This is a genomic window from Thermosinus carboxydivorans Nor1, assembly GCF_000169155.1.
Classification (GTDB): Bacteria; Bacillota; Negativicutes; order Sporomusales; family Thermosinaceae; genus Thermosinus; species Thermosinus carboxydivorans.
In genome coordinates this window covers 21,167-37,149 of sequence record NZ_AAWL01000006.1, presented here as the reverse complement: position 1 = coordinate 37,149, position 15,983 = coordinate 21,167, and the positions used below count along the sequence as shown (strand labels likewise).

General features: G+C 48.6%; 14 protein-coding genes. 11 read left to right on the top strand and 3 right to left on the bottom strand.

Going from position 1 to position 15,983, the window contains the following annotated elements:
- Positions 1-10: 10 nt before the first annotated feature.
- From TCARDRAFT_RS05945 to TCARDRAFT_RS05910, 8 genes are all read left to right on the top strand, one after another.
- Complete coding sequence (locus TCARDRAFT_RS05945; protein ID WP_007289104.1) at positions 11-493, top strand: hypothetical protein; 483 nt, start codon at positions 11-13, stop codon at positions 491-493.
- A gap of 161 nt (positions 494-654) precedes the next feature.
- Entirely contained in the window at positions 655-1,479 is an 825-nt protein-coding gene (gene larE, locus TCARDRAFT_RS05940) for an ATP-dependent sacrificial sulfur transferase LarE (protein ID WP_007289103.1), read from the top strand.
- On the top strand, positions 1,466-2,218 hold the full coding sequence (larB, locus tag TCARDRAFT_RS05935) for a nickel pincer cofactor biosynthesis protein LarB (protein ID WP_007289102.1): 753 nt from the start codon (positions 1,466-1,468) through the stop codon (positions 2,216-2,218). Before larE ends, larB begins: the two co-directional genes overlap by 14 nt.
- A gap of 4 nt (positions 2,219-2,222) precedes the next feature.
- On the top strand, positions 2,223-3,410 hold the full coding sequence (gene larC / locus TCARDRAFT_RS05930; protein ID WP_007289101.1) for a nickel pincer cofactor biosynthesis protein LarC: 1,188 nt from the start codon (positions 2,223-2,225) through the stop codon (positions 3,408-3,410).
- Positions 3,407-4,336, top strand: a complete 930-nt coding sequence (gene rnhC, locus TCARDRAFT_RS05925) for a ribonuclease HIII (RefSeq protein ID WP_156784649.1) — start codon at positions 3,407-3,409, stop codon at positions 4,334-4,336. The genes larC and rnhC overlap by 4 nt, the downstream gene beginning before the upstream one ends.
- A gap of 41 nt (positions 4,337-4,377) precedes the next feature.
- Complete coding sequence (gene folE2, locus TCARDRAFT_RS05920; RefSeq protein WP_007289099.1) at positions 4,378-5,190, top strand: GTP cyclohydrolase FolE2; 813 nt, start codon at positions 4,378-4,380, stop codon at positions 5,188-5,190.
- A 78-nt stretch (positions 5,191-5,268) separates the two neighbouring features.
- On the top strand, positions 5,269-7,263 hold the full coding sequence (locus TCARDRAFT_RS05915) for an Eco57I restriction-modification methylase domain-containing protein (protein WP_007289098.1): 1,995 nt from the start codon (positions 5,269-5,271) through the stop codon (positions 7,261-7,263).
- Complete coding sequence (locus TCARDRAFT_RS05910) at positions 7,181-8,461, top strand: aminotransferase-like domain-containing protein (protein ID WP_156784648.1); 1,281 nt, start codon at positions 7,181-7,183, stop codon at positions 8,459-8,461. The genes TCARDRAFT_RS05915 and TCARDRAFT_RS05910 overlap by 83 nt, the downstream gene beginning before the upstream one ends.
- A gap of 85 nt (positions 8,462-8,546) precedes the next feature.
- Here TCARDRAFT_RS05910 and TCARDRAFT_RS05905 read toward each other — a convergent pair whose 3' ends face one another.
- Complete coding sequence (locus TCARDRAFT_RS05905) at positions 8,547-8,897, bottom strand: hypothetical protein (RefSeq protein ID WP_007289096.1); 351 nt, start codon at positions 8,895-8,897, stop codon at positions 8,547-8,549.
- A gap of 588 nt (positions 8,898-9,485) precedes the next feature.
- Here TCARDRAFT_RS05905 and TCARDRAFT_RS05895 point away from each other — a divergent pair.
- The 3 genes from TCARDRAFT_RS05895 to TCARDRAFT_RS05885 all read left to right on the top strand — a co-directional run bounded on the left by TCARDRAFT_RS05895 (position 9,486) and on the right by TCARDRAFT_RS05885 (position 12,974).
- A complete protein-coding gene (locus TCARDRAFT_RS05895) occupies positions 9,486-10,451 on the top strand; it encodes a TAXI family TRAP transporter solute-binding subunit (protein WP_007289095.1) in 966 nt (321 codons plus the stop codon).
- A 113-nt stretch (positions 10,452-10,564) separates the two neighbouring features.
- Positions 10,565-11,005, top strand: a complete 441-nt coding sequence (locus TCARDRAFT_RS05890; RefSeq protein WP_156784647.1) for a DUF1850 domain-containing protein — start codon at positions 10,565-10,567, stop codon at positions 11,003-11,005.
- Positions 10,998-12,974 carry a TRAP transporter permease gene (locus tag TCARDRAFT_RS05885; RefSeq protein ID WP_007289093.1) on the top strand — a complete coding sequence of 659 codons (1,977 nt, stop codon included), beginning with the start codon at positions 10,998-11,000 and terminating at the stop codon, positions 12,972-12,974. Before TCARDRAFT_RS05890 ends, TCARDRAFT_RS05885 begins: the two co-directional genes overlap by 8 nt.
- A gap of 53 nt (positions 12,975-13,027) precedes the next feature.
- Here the strand turns inward: TCARDRAFT_RS05885 and ldhH are convergent, their stop codons facing one another.
- Positions 13,028-15,196 (bottom strand): L-lactate dehydrogenase (quinone) large subunit LdhH, encoded by a 2,169-nt coding sequence (ldhH, locus tag TCARDRAFT_RS05880; RefSeq protein ID WP_007289092.1) that lies wholly within the window; start codon positions 15,194-15,196, stop codon positions 13,028-13,030.
- A complete protein-coding gene (locus tag TCARDRAFT_RS05875) occupies positions 15,196-15,810 on the bottom strand; it encodes a LutC/YkgG family protein (RefSeq protein WP_007289091.1) in 615 nt (204 codons plus the stop codon). The genes ldhH and TCARDRAFT_RS05875 overlap by 1 nt, the downstream gene beginning before the upstream one ends.
- Between the last annotated feature and the right edge of the window lie 173 nt (positions 15,811-15,983).

Sequence of the window (15,983 nt, the reverse complement as noted above, 5' to 3'; positions counted from 1 at the left end):
AGGTGGGGAGATGGTGGAATTGCAGCATATCCACCTCACACCGTACCGAACCAGTGAATTGCATAATATCTTGGCCTTGATGCAGCTCCAAAGCACTTATATCAACCGGGTTTATCGCATAATCTACAATTTGTGCACCGATTTTAATGTCGCCAGTAATATAGAATTTCAAGAGTTTACAATGCATTTTAACTTATTTGTCCGTTATCAGGCGGGCGGCGAAGGCTATAGTCAAGCATTGGATTCTATGCAGGTGTACTGTCATGCGCTACTGGAAAAATTACTGGACACTCAGGTAATGGCGGCGGCTGAACAACTGGAACTTGCCGTCGGACATTTGGAACTTGCCGCGCGGGAAGTCAAAGTGAGGGCTAATCCCCAAATACTCCTTCTGAACCAAGCGATCTGTCTGCTTGAAGAAACAGAGCTCAAGATTATTGAGGCGTTGGAAAGTATTCTACAAAACGCCAAAGCGCCGGATCTACAAAATTAAGCTATTTTAAACTGCGGTGACAGGATTTTTTCTTTGCAAGGTAAAATTATATAAGAGGATTTTGCGGTCGAAGCCGCTGACAGTTAAGAAAGGCTGTCATGAAGACATAATTTCCAAGACGGATATTATGTCTTTTTTAATATTGACGGAAGGAGTAGACCATGAATACTGCAGCAAAACTGGTGAAGTTGGAAAAAATTCTTGCCGAACTGGGACATGCCGTCGTGGCTTTTTCGGGTGGAGTGGACAGCACCTTTTTAGCGGCTGCCGCTAAACGTGTTTTGGGAGAAAAGGTAGTAGCAGTGACAGCCGTGTCGCCAACCTCGCCACAGCGGGAACAGGAAGATGCTAGCAGGTTGGCGCAGGTTCTGGAGATTGCTCATTTTATTCTCCCTTCAGGTGAACTTGATAAACAGGAGTTTACTGCGAATAACCCGGAGCGATGTTATTTTTGTAAAAAGGAACGGTTTGGCGCCTTGGTCGCCTGGGCGCAGGAACGGAATTTTCACTGGGTCATTGAAGCTAGTAATGCCGATGATTTGAATGACTACCGGCCCGGGCTGCGGGCCCTCCGAGAGTTAGCTCAGGTCCGTAGCCCTCTCCTCGAAGCCGGCATGACCAAGGCTGAGATCCGGACCCTTTCCCGGGAGTGGGGACTCCCAACTTGGGACAAGCCTAGCGCCGCCTGTCTTGTTTCACGCTTAGCTTACGGTTTGGAAATTACGGCGGATAGGCTAAAGCAAGTAGAAATGGCGGAAGAGTTTCTGCGCACTTTTTACCAGGGACAATTTCGGGTCCGCCATCATGGCGATACGGCCCGCATCGAAGTGCCGAAAGAGGATATGGCGCTGTTCGTTGCACGGGCTAGCGAAATAACGATGCGATTGAGACAGCTTGGCTTCACCTATGTAGCTCTGGATTTGGCCGGATACCGTACCGGCAGTATGAATGAAATGTTAGTAGGAGGAAAAAATGAACAAGAATAATATCTGCGAAATACTCCGTGCTTTTCGCGACGGATTTATCTCGATGGATGAAGCAGTAGACCGGTTAAAAAACCTCCCTTATGAAGATTTGGGGTTTGTTAAAATTGATCATCATCGCATGATGCGCCAAGGTTTTCCCGAAGTGGTATTTTGTCAGGGTAAAACAATCGACCAGGTAGTGGCTATTATGGAGCGCTTGATTGAATACAACCATAACATTTTAGCAACGCGAGCCACGCCGGAAATGTACACGGCTGTTGCCGCCGTTATTCCTGATGCGCAGTTTCACGAACAGGCCCGGTTGATTGTCGTGGAGCGGCAGCCAGTGGTTGTCGACCCCGACCGAATTATTGTTGTTATGACAGCCGGTACGAGTGATATTCCTGTGGCGGAAGAAGCGGCTATCACGGCAGAAATCATGGGCAACAAAGTTCGGCGAGTGTATGATGTAGGCGTAGCCGGGATTCATCGGCTGCTTGCCCAGCGGCAGATACTGGAAGAGGCTAATGTTCTTATTGTGGTGGCCGGTATGGAGGGCGCTTTGGCCAGTGTCGTAGGCGGAATGGTTGCAAAACCGGTGATTGCCGTGCCGACCAGCGTTGGTTACGGCGCCAACTTCGGCGGGCTGGCTGCCTTGTTGGCAATGCTGAATAGTTGCGCGGCCGGAGTGGCCGTTGTCAATATTGACAATGGATTTGGGGCGGGCCGACTTGCGAGCATTATCAACCATATGAGGTGATCGAATGAGGGTAATTTATTTGGATTGTTTTGCCGGGGTTAGTGGCAATATGCTGCTTGGCGCGTTATTGGACGCAGGTCTGCCTGAGGAGCAGCTCCGCTCGGAACTGGCCAAACTGCCTGTCGCCGGCTACGAACTGAAGGTGAACCGGGTAGTTAAATGCGGGATCAGTGCCATATACGTTGATGTACAAATAGAGCAGCATCATCACCATCACCGGCATTTGCCCGACATTCTGACTATTATTGATAATTCGACTTTGGCTCAAAAGGTGAAAGAGGACAGCAAACGGGTGTTTTGGCGCTTGGCTGAAGCAGAGGCTAAAGTACACGGCACTACGGTCGATGCCATCCATTTCCATGAAGTGGGGGCAGTTGACGCTATCGTTGACATTGTTGGTGTTGTTTTTGGTCTGCATTATTTGAGGATAGACAAAATATACACTTCTAAAATTCATGTGGGAAGCGGCTTTATCCAGTGCAGTCACGGGCGGATGCCCGTCCCGGCGCCGGCTACGGCTGAGCTGCTGCGCGGTATTCCCTTTTATTCCGGCGATGTGGCAAAAGAGCTGACGACACCTACCGGTGCAGCGCTAATCGCTACGTTGGGCACCGGTTACGGTGGCATGCCCCAAGGGTTTGTCAGCGAGAAAATAGCTTATGGCGCCGGTACTTGGGACCTTGATATCCCCAATGTGGTGCGAATGTTTCTCGGGGAAATTAAGCCGGAGATGGGACCGGCAACGCTAATGGTTATGGAAGCCAATATCGATGACCTAAATCCCCAGATTTACCACCATGTGATGAATGAATTAATGGCCAAAGGCGCCCTTGATGTATGGCTGACCCCAATTATTATGAAGAAGGGACGCCCGGCGACCAAACTTGCGCTGTTAGTGGACAAAAAACATCAGGACGCAGTATTGGAAGTTTTGTTTACCGAGACTTCAACTCTCGGCGTGAGGTATTATCCGGTAAACCGCGAAACTGCGGAGCGGTGCTTTGCTACCGTAGAGCTCCCATGGGGTGAGGTAGCGGTAAAAATTGGTTCATATCGGGGGCAAGTCTGCAATATAGCCCCGGAATATGAAGATTGTCTCCGTTTGGCCAGGCAGCAGCATATTCCGCTCAAAGATATCCAGCAGGCAGCTATCGCCAAAGCTGCTGAATTAAGCAAAAAAGGTGAGTCATGAACAGTTTGGAAGAAACCCGCGCTGCGCTGCAGCAGGCATTGACGCGGGAAGAATTGTTTGTCACGGACGAGAAAGTAATACCGTATGGTTTGCAATTAGTGGTAACAGATAACCGATACAAAACAGCCGTTAATATTTATAACGGCAAAAAAGGCATTCGCATTACCGTTGGCGGCGCAGCTTCTCCGCTAAAAGACAGAGTCGAGAGGATTGCCAACGATCTGGTTTGCAGCCCGGCCACCGACGGCAATCCGGCAGGGTTTGAAGGGGTTTCCGATTTTGATAACCGCTGGATTGGCTCAGATGAGTCGGGTAAAGGCGATTTTTTTGGTCCGCTGGTTATTGCTGCGGTGATGGTGGACGCGGCTACAGCGGCAGCTCTTACCGCCAGCGGTGTGCGTGACAGTAAATTACTGAGCGACGAAAAAGCCAAGGTGCTGGCCCAGCGTATCCGTGAGATTTGTCATGGAAGATTTGCTCTTGTGGAAATAACGCCGGCAAAATATAATGTTCTATATCAGCGATTTCGGGCGGAAGGGAAAAATTTAAATCACTTGCTGGCATGGGCCCATGCCAGCGCTATCGAAGAAGTGCTGACACGCACGCCCTGTCGCTTTGCTTTGGTCGACAAATTTGCTGACGAAAGCCTTATTCGTTCCCGGCTCTTTGCCAAAGGGCGGGAAATCACGTTGGTGCAGGCGCCAAGAGCCGAGAAGAATATAGCTGTTGCCGCGGCTTCAATTTTGGCCCGGGAGCGATTTTTATATTGGATTGAACTATTTCGTGTGCAGTATAAAATGGATTTCCCCAAAGGTGCATCCGCGGCGGTGACCGATGCGGCACGGGCCTTCGTCCAACGTTACGGTAAGAATTGCTTACATGATGTAGCGAAACTTCATTTTAAAACGGCGGATGAACTGTATTGACCGGCCGTGTGGGAGAATTTAAGGGCTGAGGAGCGATTGGCATGAAAGATGTGCAAAATGCGGCGGATATGCGCGGCATAGCCATCCAAAAGGTCGGCGTAAGTGATGTTGACCTTCCCTTTCTCATCAAAACCAAAAACGGTAGTTTTCAGTCCGTATTGGCTAAAATAAAGTTGACTGTTGACCTGCCTAAAGAATATAAGGGTACCCATATGAGCCGGTTTATCGAAGTGTTAAATGAATGGAGTCAGAAACCTGTATCTTACCGGGAAATGGAGTGTATTCTCAGCGATATCATGCACCGGCTTGATGCGCAGCGGGCTGATATTGATATTAACTTTAAATATTTCCTTGAAAAACGAGCGCCGATAAGCGGTTTAAAAAGTTATTTGGACTGTGATTGTCTTTTTTCCGGCACTTTACTCAGCGGTGATCACCTCAAATTTGTTCTCGGCTTAGCGGTGCCGTTTACTTCTCTTTGCCCGTGCAGCAAGGAAATATCCCGGTATGGCGCTCATAATCAACGGGGTTTAATGAAGGTAAAAATCAAGCACCGGCCAGGCCATTTCATTTGGATTGAAGATTTGGCAGCTTTGATGGAAGAGCAGGGAAGCTGCCCTGTCTATCCCTTACTTAAGCGGGAAGATGAAAAGTATGTGACGGAAAGGGCTTATGAAAACCCAAAATTTGTCGAAGACGTACTCCGCGACCTCGTGCTTGCCTTACGACGTCTAAAAGGGGTAGAGTGGTTTGAGGTTGAGTGCGAAAACTACGAGTCGATTCATAACCACAATGCCTATGCGGCCCACCGGGAATTTGTCTCCGAAATAACCTCAACTGAACGCTCACTTTAAGAAAGAAATTTTTTGGTGGGAAACGAATTTTATTTGCCGAAGCTTACGACAAGGTTGCCGGAGATGGGCTAAATAGGGATGATGGTAGATTGGAAGCGGTTTGACAAGGAATATGAGTTTATGAGAAACGAGTTATCCCGGCAGGGCATTCAGGGCCCTGATGAATGGCTACTAAAAATAATGGCCTTTATCACCGGGGGGCAGTCCTGTCCTGACAGCATAGCACGCCAGGCTGTGGTTACTCCTTCTGAGGAAAGTTTTTTAGACCATGAATGTGGCCTGCCTAGTTATGAGCCGCAGATGGGGACAGTTACGGCGGTTACACTGCAAGATTGGGCGGAGCAGTTTCGCAATAAAGAGTTTCTTTTAGGCGAGATATATGAGAGAACGGCTATGGGCCGGCGGGCCCAGGGCCGCTATTATACTCCCGCGAAAATCATCGATTTTATTATGTCCTGGACGGTAGAAGAGTGCGCTGTAACGCTTAATCCCTATGTCCGGGTGCTTGACCCTGCCTGCGGCTGTGGCAATTTCCTGGTAAAAGCGTATGACGTTTTGCGGCAGAAGTTTTGGGATGCCCGGCCTATCCTACAGACAAGATATCCCGAAATTGATTGGTCAGACGATGGTATTCACCGTCATATTATCCGCTATAATCTGTGGGGCGCGGACATTGATGGTACTGCTGCCAAAATTGCCGCCTTAAGTTTATTGCTGAAACGACCAGAGGCGAGCCGCGACTTGATTCCCAATATTCGGCAGTGCGACAGTTTACGGCGGCCTGATGAAAATAGCGGCTCCAGCGACAAAACCTTTTGGGCGGCCGCTTATGATTATGTAGTCGGTAATCCGCCGTACCTTTCTTTTGGGCTTAGGGGCGGACAGGCCCTTGATCCGGGATACGGCAAATATTTACGACAGGCTTTCGTCGCTTGTGCCGAGTATAAGATAAGCTATTATGCCCTTTTTATGCAGCGCGGCATTGAGCTGCTTAAGCCAGGCGGGCGTTTAGGCTTCATCGTTCCTGATAGTTTCCTGCTTGGGCGATATTTTTCTAAACTGCGGCGCTATCTGCTCGACTATACCGCCGTCAAAGCGATCGTTCACATCGCTGCCCCGGTGTTTCGCCAGGCGGCGCTTGGTTTCTCTGTTATCGGCATATTTGAGAAGGAACTGGATGGGCGCAAACGTATTCGGAACGCTGTAAAGGTGTATTCCGTAAAAGACTATGCCGATCTTCCTTTGGCTAAATCTTGCTGCCAATATGAGCAGGACTACTTTAACCGGCAAGTGCACTGCCGCTTTCGCCTCTTTTTTGATCTCACGGCTAAAAGACTAGTAGATAAACTCGATAGCGGCGTATATCTAGGCAAATTTGCCGTTGGCCATACCGGTATTCGCGCGCGTACGCGGCAGAAGGACATTGTTGCCCAAACGCGCCTGGGAGAAACTTGGCAGCCCGGTCTTATTTCAGGCAGTCAGGTTAACCGTTATTGCTTGAAATATCAAGGTCATTGGCTGAATATCGACCCTCGCCTTCTTTATAAGGGAGGGTGGCAGGCGGAAGTGGTGCGGCAGCGAAAAATTTTAGTGCGCCAAACTGGCTACAATATTATCGCCTGTATTGATGAGCAAGGATACTATCATTTAAACAATATTCACAGCTTTGTCCTGAAGAATAATGAAGTTAGCTTGGAATATTTGCTGCTGCTCCTAAATTCACGGCTCATGTCTTTCTACTATCATGCCACTACTCTCGAGTTTGGTCGGCCTATGGCCCAAACAGACATTGAAACACTGGAACGGTTGCCTGTTCGTTTTACGCCGGAGGCAGTCAGAGAAGCAAACGGCCTAGTTAAAAAAATGACTGATTGTCTTCAGCGCATTGAGCAGGGGGACAGGATGGCCAGCAGAGAGCAGGAGCGTCTCGCTGCCCGGATGGATGAGCTTGTTTATCAAATTTATGGGTTGACTACCGAAGAAATCAAGTATGTGGAAGACTATGAACGGGCGCTATTCTTGTCACGGCGGAAAAGGCGAGATAGGAACAGCAGCCCCAATTCAACTATGTAAGGATGTGGTTAGGATGAACATTAATTGGGCCGAACGGATGTCTTGTATGGAAAACCCGGCCGTAAAAGCCATTCTCGCGATCACGCAACGTTCGGACGTAATTTCTTTCGCCGGAGGGCTGCCATCTGCCCGTTCCTTTCCCGTAGAAGGCCTTGCAGCCGCGTTTGCAACTGTTCTTAACGAGCAAGGAGCCTCAGCACTGCAGTATGGAATTTCTGAGGGATACGAGCCTTTGCGAGATTGGGTGGCAGATCGCGTGGGACGCCAGGGTATCCGGTGCACCGCAGCCAATATTATCATTGGTAATGGCTCGCAGCAAATAATCGATCTCATTGCCAGGACGATGCTCGATCCCGGTGACTATGTTGCTTTGGAAAACCCTACCTACTTGTCTGCCATACAGATTTTTAAAGGTGCGCAGGCCAGATTTATCCCTATTCCGCTTGACCAAGAAGGCATGCGGGTAGATATGCTGGCCGAACAAATCAAAAAGGTTCGTCCCAAATTCATCTATGTCAACCCCACCTTCCAAAATCCAACCGGAGTGACGATGACCGTGGAGCGACGGCGGCAATTGGCGCAATTGGCCGCAGAGTACGAAATTCCGGTTATTGAGGATAATCCATATGGCGAACTTCGCTATAGCGGCGATTCTTTACCTGCCGTCAAAAGTTTCCCCGGTGGCGACTGGGTAATTTATGTCGGCACAGTGTCTAAGATTGTGGCTCCGGGACTCAGGGTAGGTTGGGCGATTGCTTCGGAAACTATCATCGATAAACTCACGACGGCTAAACAGCTTACCGATGTTCTAACAAACTCTCTAACTCAGCGGGCGTTACATAGGTTTGTAACTGACCAAGATCTGGACCAGCACATCGCCATGATTGTAAAGCAGTATCGGCAGCAGCGTGATGTTATGCTTGCGGCTATGGAGGAGCATTTTCCGTCTAGTGTTACGTGGACCGTACCAGACGGTGGCATGTTTATTTGGGTAACATTGCCCGCGATCATTAATACTAACGATTTACTACCGGCGGCAATAGAAGAGGAAAAAGTAGCTTATGTGCCCGGTACTCCGTTCCATGCCGATGATAGTGGACATAATACTATGCGCCTTAATTTCTCTAACTCGACACCTGATCTGATTCGAACCGGTGTGGCGCGTCTTGGTGCTCTTTTAAAACGGTATCTAAAATAAAGTCACGGCCAGCACAAAGCCGGGAGAACTACGTTTCTCCCGGCTTTGTGTTGGCAGGCTGTTATTATATAGTCTATTATTAGTTTCAGGATGGGCAAGAGGCAAATAGCATTTGGGCCGGGCTCGGGTAAAAGAATTGGCAAAATTCGGGGAAGAATTGTTCGCTGCGAAATTTGGCAAGCAAGAGGTCTGACAGTTCGCTTTCGAATTCCACAAGGGTCGCGGGGGTTATTGCCCCATCCTCAATTAATACAGTCAGGTATGGTTTTACAACAGGAGCGTCAGCGGGAACATCACTACGGTCAAGGGGCATATGGGCGATAATGCGAATAGTTGCCAAATATTCGCCGGAAGCGTCGGCAACTTTGCCCCGGTACATATTAGACCAGAGAGTGCGGGCTAGTTGCAGCATTAGTTTTCGGTTAGCCAACTCCATATAATCATCATCCCTTCGCATTTATATATTTTAAATTATACTATCTTTTACCAGCAAGACCAACTAATTGCTTGGCCCTAACGCTTTTCTTGTTTATCTCTTGCCGTTTTGGTCCATACTACCGGTATGATGCTATTTATGGAGGGAAGTGGGTATTTGGAGTTCATTGCTTGGCTGACGCGTCTTTTTCCTGAGATTAATGCCGTTTTGGCAGGCGTAATTAAAATCGCAATTATTATTAGCTTGCTTTTCGGGTTTATGTCCAGTCCTGTTGTTACTTTTCTTGGAATAGTAATATGGTTGGCTCTTATGTATCACGTTTTTAAACGGCAGTTTTCCTAAAACCAAGGTACTCTACCAAGTACCTTGGTTTTTATTATGGATAAATATGTATTCAAAATGCAAGTAAGTTATTATTATAACAAATTTAAATTTTCTGATTAACTATAATATGTAATAGCAGGAAAAAAATTCTAAAGAAGCGAAGAAATCATAATATTAATATTGGCTAGCTTGGGCGGAAGGGAGGAGAGAAGGACAACCGAGCCCTTTGCATTATTTTCAAAATCTTATTTTGGGAGGGAAATTATGAAAAAACTACTGGCAATTACGGTTATTTGTCTCTTGGCAATTGGTATGCTGGCAGGTTGTGGCAGCCAAGAAACTGCTAAGAAAACTACGCAATTGATTTTAGCTACGGGCGGTACGGCCGGAACGTACTATCCGTTAGGCGGGGCAATGGCGCAAATTTTCAACACTAAAGTTCCCAATGTCAATGTGACGGCTCAATCTACCGGAGCTTCTGTTGAAAACCTCCGGTTGGTTAATAAGAAAGAAGCTGAACTAGCAATAGTTCAAAACGATATGATGGACTATGCTTACAACGGAAAAGAGGCCTTCAAAGAAAAGCTTCCTAATATTCGCGGTATTGCCATTCTCTATCCGGAAATTATTCAAATTGTCGTAGGTGCCGACAGTGGCATTAACAGTATCGCCGACTTCAAAGGAAAAAGAATTGGCGTAGGCGCTCCCGGCAGCGGCACGGAAGCAAATACCCGCCAATTGCTGGACGTTTATGGGCTTGACTATAAGGTCATGAACCCGCATTATCTGTCCTTTGCCGAATGTGCCGACCGGTTTAAAGATAAACAAATCGACGGTTTTATCTTCACGGCCGGCATTCCCAACTCGGCTGTACAGGAAATTGCCAGCCAGCACAGTATCAAACTTGTGTCCATTCCAGACGACATGATTGCTAAATTGGTGCAGAAGTATCCGTTCCTGACTGCGTTCACTATTCCGGCCAACACCTACAAGGGCCAAACCGAGCCGGTCAAAACCGTAGCCGTTCAAGCTACCCTTATTGTCAATCCCGATGTAAAAGAAGATATCGTGTATAACATTACCAAGGCGCTGTTTGAAAACCAAGCCGACTTGGCTAAGGCTCATGCAAAAGGAAAGGAACTTAGCCTGGAAAAAGCCGTGAAAGGCATGTCTATTCCGCTTCATCCCGGTGCAGCCAAGTATTACAAGGAAAAAGGCATAATTAAGTAATCGGAGGGCGACCGGGCAGGGTTTCTGCCCGGTCCTGCTTGCTACTTGTGCGTGCCGTACAAAAATGGGCATTTCTATTCGGCTGTATCCTGGTTGCAGCGGCGGTTTGGCCTGTGTTTCCCGCGTTAGTTATCACTGATGTTAAAGCTTCCAGACCGGTCATGTATATTCCCGTTCATGACGGGGAGGAGTTTGTTATTTCCTTTGTTCATTCGGTGAATAAGCGTCCCGTTTATGACCACATTCGCGTTGACGGCCAGTATCTGACAATAGTTAAATCGCGGTATGATGCCTTTGGCGCCGGAATGCCGGAAACGGCCGTAGACGGCAAGACACTCACCTTAAATCATGACGGAATGTTGGAATTGTCGGGAGTTAATTACACCTTGCCTGAAATCAAATTATTCGTCGGCACTGTAGCGCAACATGCCCTTCATATTAAAAATAAGCACATTTTACTTTCCAGTTTGGTACAGCCTGGTGAGCCTTTACAATTCAAAGTAATGAAGGTTTCGTATTTACAAATGTGGAAAGGCAGGTGTCTTTATGACTGACCATGAAGTCAAAAAATATGCTGGTCCGCCAGAGCCGGAAGTGTCGGCCGCCGAGGTGGAAGAACTCTTAAAAAAAGTGGATAAGGAGTCTACTTACCGCAAACTGGAAGGTATTCCGCGCAAACTAGTCTTTTGGTTGGCCGTCGCGTTCTCCTGCTTTCACTTGTACACCGGCATTTTTGGCATGCTGGCAGCGCAACTTCAGCGCTCCATTCACCTGGCATTCGCTTTTGTGCTGGTCTTTCTTCTTTATCCAGCCCGTAAGACATCGTCTAATAAGGTAGGGATTGTCGACTATATTACTGCCGTTGCCGCCGGCGCCGTAGGTATGTATATTACCTTCAATTATGAGCGTCTGATGACAGCAGCCGGCAATTATAGTCAGGCTGATTTGATTGTCGGCATATTAGGCGTGCTCTTTACTTTAGAAGCAGCCCGCCGTGTTGTCGGTCTTCCTATTGTTGTAATTGCCAGTTCTTTTTTAATTTATGCTTATGTCGGCGACTACCTACCAGGATTTTTGTCTCACCGGGGTTACTCAATCGAACGCATTGTTACCCATATGTACTTTACAACCGAAGGTATTCTAGGTATTCCGCTCGGTGTATCGGCAACCTTCATTTTCTTGTTCCTTCTTTTTGGTGCTTTCCTCGAAAAAACCGGCATCGGCAAGTTTTTTGTTGACATTGCCAACGCTTTGGCCGGATGGGCGTCTGGCGGACCGGCGAAAGTGGCCGTTCTTACCAGCGGGCTGCACGGCATGATTACTGGCAGCTCTGTCGCTAACTGCGTCACTTGCGGCACTTTCACTATTCCAATGATGAAAAAACTGGGCTATCGCCCTGAATTTGCAGGCGCCGTAGAAGCCGCTGCTTCTACCGGCGGACAAATTATGCCGCCGGTTATGGGCGCCGCCGCCTTTTTGATGGCTGAATTCACCGGTATCCCTTACATCGAGATAGCCAAGGCCGCGTTTATACCTGCCTGTTTATACTTCCTGGGTATCTGGATAGAAGTGCATTTTGAGGCAAAACGGCTCGGCCTTAAGGGAATTGACCGTTCTGAACTGCCGCGGGTATGGACGGTCATGCGCGAACGGGGCCATTTGATCATTCCGCTCTTTGGTATTGTCTACTTCCTCATGAGTGGCTATACTCCGGCGCGGGCCGCCCTTGCTGCTATTGCCCTTTCTATTATTGTCGGAATGCTTAAGTCTGAAACGCGCATTAATTTCACCGATTTTCTTAATGCCTTGGAAGCGGGCGCGCGCAGTGCCTTAGGGGTCGCCATTGCCTGCGCGACGGCCGGCATTATTGTCGGTACTGTAACCTTGACAGGGGTAGGCCTTAAGTTGGCCAATGGCCTGGTAGCTTTGGCCGGAGGCAGTCTGCTCCTGACGATGGTGTTTACGATGATTGCGTCGTTGATCCTCGGGATGGGGGCGCCGACTACGGCTAACTATGTAATTACCTCGACAATCGCGGCGCCCGCTCTTGTGGCATTGGGTGTACCTCTATTAGCGGCGCACATGTTTGTCTTTTATTTTGGTATCGTAGCCGATATTACCCCACCGGTAGCGCTAGCGGCTTATGCTGGTTCCGGTATTGCCCGCTCCAATCCGTTCCGCACGGGGGTCATTGCAACCAAACTGGCCATTGCTGCCTTCATCATTCCCTATGTATTTGTTTACTCGCCGCAACTATTATTAATCAAATCGACGGTTGCCGGTGTAACGATGAATTTCCTTACCGCCAGCGTTGGCATGATTGGCGTTGGCGCGGCCATGATTGGCTATCTCATGGCCAATATGAACGTTTTGGAGCGGCTTTGGTTTCTCATTGGCGGGCTTATGCTGATTGACCCTGGTTCGACGACCGATATCATCGGTTTTGTCATGCTGGCGTCAGGACTATTTTTGCAGTGGCGCAAAAGCAAAGCAAACAAGCAAGGTTTTTCAGCAGGTGCATAAACCTTTCATAAAAAAGTCTCCGCAACAAGCGGAGACTTTTTTATGAGAGCCTGTTAATCTTTTATATTTTCAGCTAAGATGTCAGCCACGTGCTTAATTTGGACTGCGGGAGCTTGTTTATCGAGCCCGCCTTTTATCTGCATCATGCAGGCAGGACAAGCTACGGCTACGATTGAGGCGCCGGTATCCTTAATATTGTCTAATTTTTGTTTCAGAATCGGCATCGACAGTTCGGCATGCTTTACGCCGAAAGCGCCCGCCATACCGCAACATTTATCGCAATCTTTCATCTCCACAAGTTCATGGCCCGCTGCTTCGATTAGCTTACGGGGCTGCTCATAAATGCCTAGACCACGTTTCATATGGCAAGAGTCATGGTAGGTAACTTTGACGCCGCCGGCGGTGGGGGCAAGGCGTCCGGCTTTTTCATATTCTTCAGCCACAAAACTGGTAAATTCCCGGAACTTGGCTGCCAGTTTTTCGGCCCGTTCTTTCCATTCCGGTTCATCGGCTAGCAGGCTAACATAGGCGTCATGCCAGGTTTCCGTACAGGTTGGGCAGGCCGCGAGGATTACATCGGCATTTGCCGCTTCAAAGGCTTCAATATTTTTCTTGGCCATGCGCTTTGTTGTTTCTTTGTCGCCCATTCCTAAGACGGGTTTGCCGCAACAGCTTTGTTCCTGCGGGAAGACGACTTCCATATTGAGGTCCTGGAGAACCTTGTAAACCGATTCACCTGTTTCAGGGTAAACAAAGTCCATGCTGCAGCCGCTGAAAAAGGCCACCCGCTTGGCGGGCCTGTCGATTTTTTTGGTAATCTTGGCAACACGGTCGCGGAGCGGCACGTCGGCAATGGCCGGCAGGCTACGGTCTTTCGTCAGTCCCGTCAGGAACAAGGGAAGATGGCGGATAAAATTACCCGACTTAACCGGTTTTTGCCCGATGGCGCCAAGGCGGAGCAGGGTATGGAAAACTTTACGGTTGGCGAGAACTTTTTCAAACAGAGTGCGAACGGCCAGAGGAAGACCATGCTCTTTCACTGCTCGGGCCCGCAGTTCTTCGATAAGATCGGGAATATTGATTTTGCCGGGGCAGATGGTAGTGCATTTCCGGCAGCCAATGCACAGTTCGTTAATTTTTTCAAAATCGCCCATGCTATTGAGGAAGGCCGTAAGAATGGCGCCGATACCGCCGGCATAGATGTGGCCGTATACGTGGCCGCCCACAAGCGTATATACCGGACAGACGTTGAGACAGGAAGCGCAGCGAACGCATTGGTAAACTTCCTTAAATCGTTCATCCTTAGCAAGTTGCAGTCGGCCGTTATCAAACAGAATAATGTGGAGTTCCTTTTCTTCTTCTACCCATTTGCCGTCTTTGTTTACCATAATTGGAGTAGGGCCGGCAATCATGCTCATATAACTGGTCATTAATTGAGCGGTGGCGTTACGCGGCAGGGTACGAAGGATTGGCACGGCATCTTTTATAGTGGGAATGAGTTTTTCGTAGCCAATGATGACGACATGGATCCGGGGCAGACTGGTAACGAGACGGGCATTGCCTTCGTTGGTGACAAGCCCAATGGCGCCGTTTTCGGCGATACCGAAGTTAGCTCCCGAAATGCCCATATCGGCTTGCAAGAATTCCTCGCGGAGCGTCTGCCGGGCCGTTTGAACCATGAAGGGGATATCATCGGGAATATCTTGCTTAAGTTCTTTGGAAAAGTATTCGGCCACTTGCTGACGGTTAAGGTGAATGGCCGGCATTACCATGTGGGATGGTTTGTGTCCGGCCAGGGCAATAATCCACTCACCCAGGTCTGTTTCGCGGACATGGATACCGGCGGCTTCAAGGTCGTGGTTAAGGTGAATTTCTTCCGAGGCCATGGATTTAGATTTAACAATCCGCTTAACCCCTTTTTCCCGGCACAGATTTAAAAGATACTCTTTCAGAGCGGCGCCATCTTTGGCCCGAAAAACTTTGGCCCCTCGTTTGGTCGCCTCGGCCTCAAAGCGGTCAGCCACCGCTTCAATCTGGGCTACCGTTTGTTGTTTAATTTGCCGGATGCTTTCCCGTAGAGCTTCAAAATCTTCCACATTCTCATAGGCTTTGGCCCGGGCCGTAGGATAGGCCTCGGCAAACCGTCCCAGGGCGCCGCGCAGTACCTCATCCTGCAGTTTTTCGTGAATTTCTTTGCGGATATTGCGGTCGCTCTTTTGCATTATGCTTCACCTCCGGTGATTTCCTCGTCGACAGCAATAATGACAAACCGGCTCGGGCCGTGAACTCCAATTGTCAGTACGCGTTCAATGTCGGCAGTACGGCTGGGGCCAGTAATTAAGCTAATATAACCCCGTTCAAAAACTTGGGAAAAAATTTCAAAGGCAGCAGCAATATCCGGAACTACATTATTGCTATTCATGAAGACGACATGAATCGGAGGCAGGGTGGAAACGAGACGGCTTTCGATCGAGTAGGCGTCCAGGCAGACGCTGCCTGTTTCGGCAACGCCAAATTCTACGCCCGAGATGCCAATATCGGCTGTCGCGGCATGAGCGGCAATGTCAGCGGCTGCAGAGTGCAGCTCTGTTCCCAACTCTTGGATGGCTTGATGAATACCGGCCGCCCGCTGGAGCGGACATTCGACTGCCACTACTTTTTTAGCGCCTGACTGTTTAATGAGATCAACGGCAGCGTTTTTCGCTTCAACAAGCGTTTTAACCCGGATTACTTCTGCGGCGGCATTCTTGGCCCGCATTTCAAATTCAGGAAAGAATTCTAATCCCGTGCGGCCTTTTTGGAAAGCTTGGTTCCAGTTGTCACATACCTTTTTCATATGTTCACTCCCTTGCCTTACGAAAGGATACAAATTTGCCAATATTTATTCGAAAAAGCAGGGGCCAATTCCTTGCATCAGGGAGCAAAAAATAAAAAAACTATTAAGATATTCAGTGATTTCGCATAATTTTGCCCCAATGTTCTTTGCTGGACTGAAAATTTAAATTTCAA

Coding starts and splice junctions, on each gene's coding strand:
- rnhC (WP_156784649.1), top strand. CDS start 3,407: ATGAACAGTTTGGAAGAAACCCGCGCTGCGCTGCAGCAGGCATTGACG.
- TCARDRAFT_RS05885 (WP_007289093.1), top strand. CDS start 10,998: ATGACTGACCATGAAGTCAAAAAATATGCTGGTCCGCCAGAGCCGGAA.
- TCARDRAFT_RS05910 (WP_156784648.1), top strand. CDS start 7,181: ATGTGGAAGACTATGAACGGGCGCTATTCTTGTCACGGCGGAAAAGGC.
- larE (WP_007289103.1), top strand. CDS start 655: ATGAATACTGCAGCAAAACTGGTGAAGTTGGAAAAAATTCTTGCCGAA.
- TCARDRAFT_RS05875 (WP_007289091.1), bottom strand. CDS start 15,810: ATGAAAAAGGTATGTGACAACTGGAACCAAGCTTTCCAAAAAGGCCGC.
- TCARDRAFT_RS05905 (WP_007289096.1), bottom strand. CDS start 8,897: ATGGAGTTGGCTAACCGAAAACTAATGCTGCAACTAGCCCGCACTCTC.
- TCARDRAFT_RS05945 (WP_007289104.1), top strand. CDS start 11: ATGGTGGAATTGCAGCATATCCACCTCACACCGTACCGAACCAGTGAA.
- larB (WP_007289102.1), top strand. CDS start 1,466: ATGAACAAGAATAATATCTGCGAAATACTCCGTGCTTTTCGCGACGGA.
- TCARDRAFT_RS05895 (WP_007289095.1), top strand. CDS start 9,486: ATGAAAAAACTACTGGCAATTACGGTTATTTGTCTCTTGGCAATTGGT.
- ldhH (WP_007289092.1), bottom strand. CDS start 15,196: ATGCAAAAGAGCGACCGCAATATCCGCAAAGAAATTCACGAAAAACTG.
- TCARDRAFT_RS05915 (WP_007289098.1), top strand. CDS start 5,269: ATGATGGTAGATTGGAAGCGGTTTGACAAGGAATATGAGTTTATGAGA.
- folE2 (WP_007289099.1), top strand. CDS start 4,378: ATGAAAGATGTGCAAAATGCGGCGGATATGCGCGGCATAGCCATCCAA.
- larC (WP_007289101.1), top strand. CDS start 2,223: ATGAGGGTAATTTATTTGGATTGTTTTGCCGGGGTTAGTGGCAATATG.